The sequence below is a fragment of the Mucilaginibacter sp. genome (genome assembly GCF_036383575.1).
Classification (GTDB): Bacteria; Bacteroidota; Bacteroidia; order Sphingobacteriales; family Sphingobacteriaceae; genus Mucilaginibacter.
Window position 1 is genome coordinate 1 of the sequence record NZ_DASVOB010000837.1, and the last position, 9757, is coordinate 9757.

Annotated in this window: 6 protein-coding genes and 1 pseudogene; all 7 read left to right on the top strand. The window is 45.1% G+C overall.

Going from position 1 to position 9757, the window contains the following annotated elements; translation table 11 throughout:
• A pseudogene (locus VF500_RS29440) lies at positions 1-1274 on the top strand (beta-glucuronidase); the annotation flags it as partial.
• 1 nt (position 1275) lies between these two features.
• A complete protein-coding gene (locus VF500_RS29445) occupies positions 1276-2043 on the top strand; it encodes a rhamnogalacturonan acetylesterase (RefSeq protein WP_330863075.1) in 768 nt (255 codons plus the stop codon).
• A 22-nt stretch (positions 2044-2065) separates the two neighbouring features.
• Positions 2066-2869, top strand: coding sequence for a rhamnogalacturonan acetylesterase (locus VF500_RS29450; RefSeq protein WP_330863076.1), 804 nt, complete (start codon positions 2066-2068; stop codon positions 2867-2869).
• A 16-nt stretch (positions 2870-2885) separates the two neighbouring features.
• The gene (locus VF500_RS29455; RefSeq protein ID WP_330863077.1) at positions 2886-3959 is read left to right on the top strand and encodes a glycoside hydrolase family protein; all 1074 of its coding nucleotides are present in this window, start codon (positions 2886-2888) and stop codon (positions 3957-3959) included.
• Positions 3960-3969: 10 nt separating this feature from the next.
• Positions 3970-6111: a hypothetical protein gene (locus tag VF500_RS29460; protein ID WP_330863078.1), complete on the top strand. Its 2142-nt coding sequence runs from the start codon at positions 3970-3972 to the stop codon at positions 6109-6111.
• A 45-nt stretch (positions 6112-6156) separates the two neighbouring features.
• Positions 6157-7302 (top strand): glycoside hydrolase family 88 protein, encoded by a 1146-nt coding sequence (locus VF500_RS29465; protein WP_330863079.1) that lies wholly within the window; start codon positions 6157-6159, stop codon positions 7300-7302.
• Positions 7302-9757: glycoside hydrolase family 31 protein (locus VF500_RS29470; protein ID WP_330863080.1), on the top strand; the 2456-nt coding region annotated here is incomplete at its 3' end. The genes VF500_RS29465 and VF500_RS29470, both read left to right, overlap by 1 nt.

The window sequence follows — 9757 nt, forward strand, 5'->3', positions numbered from 1 at the left end:
ATTGCGCCTTCCCCGATTTTAAGGAGATTGAAAAATATACCGGGATCTATAAAGCCAAAAATTTTGAACTTTTTCAGGAAGACCTTAAAGATCACGGTATGGCCGATGAAGCTGAAAAATTCCTGATGGCTTCCGGAAAATTACAGGCTTTATGTTATAAACATGAAATTGAAAAAGCCATGCGTACGCCCGGGTATTCGGGATTTCAGTTGCTTTCACTAAATGATTATCCGGGGCAGGGCACGGCGCTGGTTGGCGTACTGAATGCCTTTTGGGATAGCAAGGGTTATATAACTGCAGAACAATTTGCCAGGTTTTGCAATGCTACCGTACCGCTTATCCGTACCGAAAAGTTTGTATATCAAAACAATGAAACACTGAAAGCGCAGGTTGAGCTGTTTAACTATAGCAAACCTACAACCGCTGCGTTGAGTTGGAAATTAACCGATGCACAGCATAGGGTAATTAGTCAGGGTGTTTTGGATAAAAAAAGCTATGTGATGGGTAACTGCCAGCAGGCAGGTGCCATCAGTGTGCCGTTGTCAAAAATAAAATCACCCGAGAAACTAAACCTGGAAATTGCTGTGCCCAATACCCAATACGTAAACGACTGGGATTTCTGGGTGTACCCGGCAGCCTTGCCAACAGTGAAAACAGATGTGTATTATACTACTTCGCTTGATGATAAGGCAAAAGAGGTACTCAATAATGGGGGCAAAGTATTTCTGAATGCAGCGGGTAAGGTAATAAAGGGTAAGGAAATTATACAGTCGTTCACGCCGGTTTTCTGGAATACATCCTGGTTTAAAATGCGCCCACCGCACACGCTGGGTTTTGTATGCGATCCTAAACATCCTGCATTTAATGATTTCCCTACATCATCATATAGCGAAATACAATGGTGGGATATCCTGTCGAACGCGCAGGTCATGCACCTGGAAGATTTTCCGGCAACATTCAGGCCTGTTATTCAGCCTATTGATACCTGGTTCATGAACCGCCGTTTAGCCTTATTATTTGAAGCAAAGATAGGTAAGGGGAGCCTGATGGTGAGCAGCGCCGATCTTTCGCCAACAACCGGCGATGACAGGCCGGCGGCGAAGCAATTGTATTACAGTATTTTAAAATATATGTCCTCACCGCAGTTTAAACCTGCTGATATGATAGCGATGGAGACTATTGAAGATCTTTTTAAAACAGCTTCAAAGGAGGTGTTTGTGTCCTATACCAATGGCGCACCAGATGAACTGAAGCCCAAAAACATCAAAAAATAATATGAAAGCATTAAAACCGGTTTTAGCTTTATTAATGATGGCTTTTGCAGGCCTGGCTTTTATCAATCAGCAAAAGCCAACAATTTATCTGATAGGTGATTCAACTACGCATAATAGCGATAAAGAAACATGGGGCTGGGGAAGCATCATTCCATACTATTTTGATCTCGCAAAGATCAATATTGAAAATCATGCCATGGCCGGCCGCAGCACCCGTACGTTTATAAAGGAAGGCCGGTGGAATAAGGTTGATTCGCTTTTAAAACCGGGGGATTACGTGATGATGGTATTTGGTCATAATGAAGGCAGTAAACCTGATACTACCAAAGCGGGATATCGTGGTGTACTAAAAGGTACTACTAACGAAACTGTTGAGCTTACCTGGCCTAACGGCACTAAAGAAACCGTGCATACCTATGGCTGGTATTTTCGCAAATTTATCAAGGATACCAAAGCTAAAGGAGCAACGCCCATTGTACTATCCATGATTCCCCGGAATGAATTTCGTGATGGCAAAGTTATCCGTGCCAATGATGATTACGGCAAATGGGCACAGGAAATAGCGCTGCAGGAAGGCGTTATGTTCATCGATATGAACCGCATCACGGCCGATAAATATGATAAATGGGGCGCTGATTCGGTTAAAAAGTTTTTCCCTGGAGATCATACCCATACCAATAAAATGGGCGCTACAGTGAACGCCGAATCGGTAGTTGACGGCATTAAAGCTGATCCTGCAAATCCTCTGAATAAATATCTTAAAAACTAATTTTTAGGTTGCTATGAAAAAAATGATGCGTACAAATGCAGGTTTAGGCTTATTGTTGATGCTGGTTATACTGTTATCTTCTTTTATGCTGATGAAACCGGCAGATAAACCAACTTTTTACCTGATAGGCGATTCGACTGTAAAAAATGGTAAGGGTAAAGGCGACGGCGGTTTATGGGGATGGGGGAATTATATAGCCTCATATTTTGATACCACAAAAATTGCGGTTGAAAATGATGCGCTTGGAGGTACCAGCAGCCGCACCTTCCAAACTATGGGTTTGTGGGATAAGGTGTTGGTTAAAATCAAGCCCGGCGATTTTGTGATCATGCAGTTTGGGCATAACGACGCCGGTGCGCTGGATGATACGGCCCGTGCCCGCGGAGCTATCAAAGGCATTGGCAATGATCAGCAGGAAATATATAACCCAATCAGGAAAATAAAAGAGGTGGTACATACCTACGGCTGGTATATGCGCAAGTTTGTTGCGGATATTAAGGCAAAGGGCGCAACTCCTATCATCTGCTCGCCAATACCCCGTAACACCTGGAAAGATGGCAAATCTGCAGGGCGAAACAATGAAAACAATTATGGGCAGTGGGCCCGCGAGCTCAGCGAGCAAACCGGAGCCTTTTTTATCGACTTAAACAAACTGATTGCCGACGATTATGACCAGGAGGGCGAGGCAAAGGTAAAATCAACCTACTTCGGCACGGATGCCACACACACGCTTGAGCCGGGTGCACAGCTAAATGCCAAATTTGTTATAAAGGGCATCAGGTCATATAATCAGCTGGGGCTCAATAAATATCTATTAAAGCAATAGTTCAATAAGTACTCAAATGATGAAAAGAAGGGGTTTTATTGAACAGTTAGGTATTGCTTCGGCGATGGCATTATTGCCTGGTTTGGCTTTTGGTAGCACAGATGATCATGTTTCTGCTTTTGCCAAAAAACTTAAGCCTGTTGGTCGTGCGTTGGAAATGGAAGGTTATTACGTATGGTGTAACAGTCCAATTGAAGGGCCGGATGGCCGGATCCACGTGTTTTTTTCAAGATGGGTTGCTTCAAAAAAAATGGGCGGATGGATCAATGGATCCGAAATATGCCATGCTGTGGCCGATACGCCCGAAAGCGAGTTTAAGTTTCTGGGAACTATCCTTGCCCCGCGCGGGCCGGGTTACTGGGATGCTACTACCTGCCATAATCCATCCATAAAAAAGGTGGATGGTAAATACTGCCTGTTCTTTATGGGCAATTCTAACGGTAAAACCAATACCAAACGGATAGGGCTGGCTACGGCCGATTCCTTGGATGGCCCCTGGGTTCGCCCGGATACCCCGTTGCTTTTACCTGGCCCGGAAGGGGCATGGGATGATCATTGCACCACCAACCCCGCATTTATTAAACATCCCAACGGGCAATACTGGCTGTTTTATAAATCATGGAACACCAAAGAATATGAAACCTCAACCGACCCATTGGTAAAGGGTAACCGTAAATACGGTTTAGCCATTTCCGATAAACTGGAGGGGCCTTATATCAAATATGAGGGCAACCCGGTGATAGATTTTTCAGGACGGGGAAACAACACTCAACTGGAAGATGCTTTTGTTTGGTTGGACAAAGGCCGCTTTAAAATGCTGGCCCGGGATATGGGGGTATTTAATCACCAGTATGGTTTGTACATGGAATCAAAAACCGGCAAAAAATGGAGCGAACCCGAGATAGGTTATTTTAACGCTGAATATTATCATATTGATCAGCCGCCGCCTCCCAAATACCTGAACAAATACGGCCGGTTTGAAAGGCCCCAACTCTTATTTCAAAATGGTAAACCAACCTACATGTTTACCACCTCACAGGGCGGTAAGTACATGACGGCATCACCATTTATATTTAAAATAGAATCATAACGCCCTTGACATGAAAAAAATACTGCTTGTATATTTTGCATTTTTTACTGTTGTTTGGCCGGTTGTACTAAGGGCGCAAAATAAAATAGACCGTAAGGCTTTGGTGCAAAGGCACAATGTCATCAATAACGGTACAGACACGCTGTCGTCACTATCTGTTGGCAATGGCCGTTTTGCTTTTACTGTTGATGCTACGGGCTTGCAAACCTTTCCAGAGCATTATGATGAAGGCATTCCGCTGGGTACACAGTCTGAATGGGGCTGGCATAGCTTTAAAGATACAGCAGGCTATAAGTTTGATGAAACATTAAAAACCTATAGGCTCAATGGCCGTGATGTAAGCTATTCGGTGCAATGGAACCAGCCCGGGCGTAACAGGAATGCTGCCAACTGGTTCCGGGAAAATGTGCATCGCCTGCAATTGGGCAACCTCGGTTTCCTGTTGTTGCATAAAGATGGGAGCGAAGCGCAAATAACCGATATTCAAAATATCCAGCAGGAGCTTAATTTGTGGACAGGCGCTATTACCAGCTCTTTCACTTTTGATGGTGAGCCGGTAAAAGTTCAAACCTATGCGCACCAGGGTAAGGATTTGATAGCAGTGAAAGTACAGTCGCCATTGTTAGCTCAGGGCAGGCTTAAAGTACGGTTGCGTTTCCCTTTTCCCACCAATCAATTTGCCGATTATGGCGACAATTGGAAAGATTCGCAGAAGCATTATTCGGCTGTTGTTAGTTCCGGCACCGGCCAGGCTACCATCATTCATCGTTTAGATACCAATCAGTATTTTGTACGCCTTGCCTGGAATGGGGCTGCATCGGTTAAGAATACAGCTGCTCATCAGTTTGTGTTATCCCCGCAAGGTAAAACCGGCGAATTAACATTTACCTGTTTATTTGCTCCGCAGAAAACCACAGCGCCTTTGCCCAGTTTTGCGCAAACACAAACAAACAGTATACAGCAATGGAAAGCCTTTTGGCAAAGCGGCGGTTCGGTTGATTTCAGCGGCAGTACCGATCCCCGGGCAAAAGAACTGGAACGCAGGGTGGTACTGTCACAATATCTTACCAAAATACAATGCTCCGGTCACCAGCCTCCACAGGAAACAGGTTTAACTTATAATAGCTGGTATGGTAAGCCGCACCTGGAAATGCACTGGTGGCATGGGATCCATTTTGCGTTATGGGGCCGGGAGCAGCTGCTTGAAAATAGTTTGGGTTGGTACCAGCATGTAAAAGCGAATGCGAGGGCCATTGCTAAAAGACAAGGATATGACGGTATCCGCTGGCAAAAAATGACCGATCCGGATGGTAACGAAAGTCCATCTTCGGTAGGGGCATTCCTGATCTGGCAGCAACCGCACTTTATTTATTTTGCCGAACTGGATTATCGTGCCCATCCAAACAAACAAACCCTGGATAAGTATAAAGATCTTGTACTGGCCGACGCGGATTTTATGGCCTCGTTCCCAACTTATGATAAGGAGCATGACCACTATAACTTAGGTAAGGGCATTATCCTGGCACAGGAACGTTATAAACCCGAAGAAACGTATAATCCAACTTACGAGCTGCAATACTGGCGCTGGGCTTTAAATACAGCGCAGCAATGGCGCAAACGCCTGGGCTTGCAGCCGGATAATAAATATGCCATCATCCTCAAAAAACTGGCTGCCTTACCTCAAAAAGACGGCGTTTACCTGGCTGCGGAAAGCTCGCCCGATGCGTATACCAATCCTAAATTAAAAACAGATCATCCGGCGGTATTAGCTGCTTATGGCATGCTGCCCTATAATGTTCAACTGGATACGGCGGTAATGAAGAAAACCTTTAACCTGGTTTGGGATGTATGGGATTGGAAGGATACCTGGGGCTGGGATTTCCCGATGACCGCCATGACGGCCGCCCGTTTAAATATGCCCGAAAAAGCTGTTGATGCTTTATTTATGCCCATAAAAACCAACACCTACTTAGCCAACGGCCATAACTACCAGGACGGGCGATTGCGGATGTATCTGCCGGGCAATGGCGGTTTACTGGCCGCTGTAGCCATGATGTGTGCCGGCTGGGATGGTTCAAGCACTGCCAATCCCGGTTTCCCAAAAAATGGAAAATGGAAAGTAAGGTGGGAGGGGCTTAAAAAAATGCCATAATACTGAGTATATATTTTGTGAACCCGATCTGATAAAAATCTACATATGAATCAATTATTTATAAGGATAAAAACGGTATTGTGCGCCGGTGCCATCATGGCAATGGCGGGTAGTGTTAATGCGCAACAACCGGTAAAAAGTAAGGTATTGGCCGATATGGCCCTCGCCAACAATTATTTTATGCAGAAATGGCCTGATCCGGGAGCTTCTGTTACCGTAAAGGGAACAACCCGTACCAGTAATTTATGGACGAGGGCTGTTTATTACGAAGGGCTGATGGCGATGTACAAGATCGACCCTCAAAAAAAGTACTATGATTACGCGGTTGACTGGGGCGAGAAACACCAATGGAATCCCCGTGGTGCTGTTGATACCCGCAATGCAGATAACCAATGCTGCGGACAAACCTATATCGATCTTTACCTCATAGATAAAAAGCCTGAGCGTATTGAAAAAATAAAGCAAAGTATCGACCTGATGGTGAACAGCGAGAAAAAGGATGACTGGAACTGGATAGACGCACTGCAAATGGCCATGCCGGTATATGCCAGGCTTGGTGAAATATATAATGACAATAAGTATTATGAAAAGATGTTCGACATTTACAACTACTCTAAAACTGTTCACGGTGGCAAAGGGTTGTATAATACTACAGATCATCTTTGGTGGCGCGATAAAGATTTTGTACCTCCTTACAAGGAACCTAACGGCGCGGATTGCTACTGGGCGCGTGGTAATGGTTGGGTAGTGGCTGCTATGCTGCGCGTATTGGAAGTTATGCCTAAAAACGCGCCTCACCGCAATGAGTATTTATCGGTGTATAAAGAAATGATCGAGGCATTGGTGCCGCTGCAGCGTGCGGACGGCTATTGGAACGTGAGCCTGAAAGATTCGACCAATTTTGGCGGGAAGGAACTGTCTGGTACGGCCCTGTTTACTTACGGCATGGCCTGGGGTATTAATCATGGCATCCTGAAAAAGAAAACTTATTTACCCATAGTTATCAAAGCCTGGAACGCCATGGCAAAAGAGTGCCTGCACCCGGATGGCATGCTTGGCTTTGTACAGGGAACAGGTAAAGAGCCTAAAGATGGCCAGCCTGTTGGTTATAACAATGTACCCGATTTTGAAGATTATGGTTTGGGCTGTTTCCTGCTGGCGGGGAGTGAAGTTTATAAACTGAGTAAGTAATGAAGAAGATATCCCTGTTTTTGTTACTTGTTTTATTAGTTGTGGTAGATGCCTTCGCCCAGACGGGTATTGGCAGCAATAAGTCCGGCTATAAAAAGCAAGGCAATATATTGTATTTTAATAATGCCAATGGCGATGTTAAAATTGAATTTTGTTCGCCTTCCATGTTCCGTGTAAGGGCCAGCTGGAGCCGTAAATTTGCACCCGATGAACATTTAATGCAGGAGAATTACAACTGGCCTGCTGTTGATTATAAGGTAACTGACGCACAGTCGGCATATATTATTCAAACCGCTGCTCTGATTATTACAGTCCTCAAATCACCCTTTATTATCAACGTGGCCGATAGTAAGGGTGTAATGTTATCATCAGAATATGTGCCGAACAGCAAGCAAAATGGCGGCCTGCATCATATGGGCGATACGGTAATGTGCACTAAAGATCTGTTGCCCAATGAGCATTTCTTTGGCTTTGGCGAACGTATGGATTTTACCGACCAGCGCAATAAGCTGGTAAAACTGAATGTGGGCAGGGGGAAAAGCAAAAATAATTTGCTCGGCGCCTATAACGTCAACGAGGCCAATTATTGCCCCGTACCATTTTTTATGAGCACTAAGGGGTATGGCATCTACCTGCATAATTCATCGGCTACGGAATGGGATATGGGCAGTAAAACCGATGATGAGTACAGTTTTAAGGCAAATGACGGCGAATTGGATTACTACTTTATTTATGGCCCAACATTTCCGGCTATTTTAAACAGTTATTTAGCCATTACAGGCAAATCGCCCTTGCTACCAAGGTTTGCTTTCGGCTTGCATATGGGTACTTATAGCGGCGGTACCTGGGGGCATGAAGAACTTACCTCGGATAAGTATGTAATTGAACTGGCCCGTAAAATGCGCGAAATGGGGATCCCTGTTGATATTCTTTTTCTCGACTCCACCTGGCGACTGTTTGGTAAAAATGGGGGCAAAGGTGCTACTACTTTTGAATGGCGCGAAACATTTAAAGACCCCAAAGCCATGTTTGACAGCTTGTATGCCATGAACTTTAAGATGGTGGGGCTGCATATCCGTCCAAGGTTTGATAATGCCAAAAACCTGAACCTGCTTGACCAGGCACAGGCCAAAGGTTTTACGTACCCGGAAAACGGCAAACCGGGCGAGTTTGTAAACTTTTTTGATCAGCAGGCTGCAAACTGGTGGTGGGACAATGGCGTTATGAAAGTGGCCTCCATCGGTGCTAAATTCCTGAAAACGGATGAGGGCAGTGCATTTGGTTCATTAGCTAATGAAAGCGAAAAGGTTGGGCCTACAGGTAAGGAAATAACCCAGCTGCATAATGTATTCCCCATTGCTTATGCTAAGGCGCCATATTTAAAGTTCCAGGAATATAATGGCATCCGCGGCTTAAATCAAACCCGCGAGGGGTATTCCGGCATCCAGCGATATCCGTTCATTTTTGCGGGCGACTGGCCAAGCGAATGGCAATATTTTGCGCCGGTTATCAAGGCCGGGTTAAATATCGGTTTGTCGGGTGTTGGTTATTGGGCGCATTGCATGGGGGGCTTTGAGCATGCCGCCGATCCTGAATTATATATGCGCTGGGTACAGTTTGGCATGTTTAGCCCGGTTGCCATGGTATTTGGTATGGATCCCCCGGGTTATAAAGAACCCTGGAACTATGGGGCCGAGGCTTTAGCCAACTTTAAAAAATATGACGACCTCCGTTACAGGCTGATCCCCTACATTTATAGCAACGCGTATGCGCAATACCAAACAGGAATGCCGCTCATGCGCGCCTTAGTATTGGAATACCAGGATGATCCTAATACCTACAATATAGCCGACCAGTACCTGTTTGGCGATAACATGATGGTTTGCCCGGTAACCGTAAAAGGCGCACAAACACGTACCATTTATTTACCAAAGGGAGTTTGGTTTGATTACTGGACAGGTGAAAAATATACAGGGAAGCAGTACATACATATATTAACTCCGGCCGATCATTTGCCCATTTTTGTAAAAGCAGGCAGTATCATCCCCATGCAGCCAGCCATGAAATATATGGATGAAAAACCGGTAGATGTGATCACGCTGGATGTATTTCCGGGGCAGGCATCCGAGTTTAAATTGTATGAAGACGATGGCATCAGCCTAAAATACCGGCAGGGTGATAAGGCGATCACTCAAATAGCAATCGCAGAAGCTGCCGGTGGATGGGAGTTGCAGATCAAAAAGCCTGTAGGTAGCTTTATCCCGGCACCGCACACCTATCTGGCAAAAATACATTGGGCTCATGATCAGAAACCATCTTTAATCGCAGAAAATAATCAAACCTCGAAAGCGGCTGAGAGTGCTGATGCATTAGCTAAAACAGCAGGCTGGTATTATGATAAAACAACTCATTTGCTCTGGATAAAAACATCGCATAACAATAGTGAGGATATTAA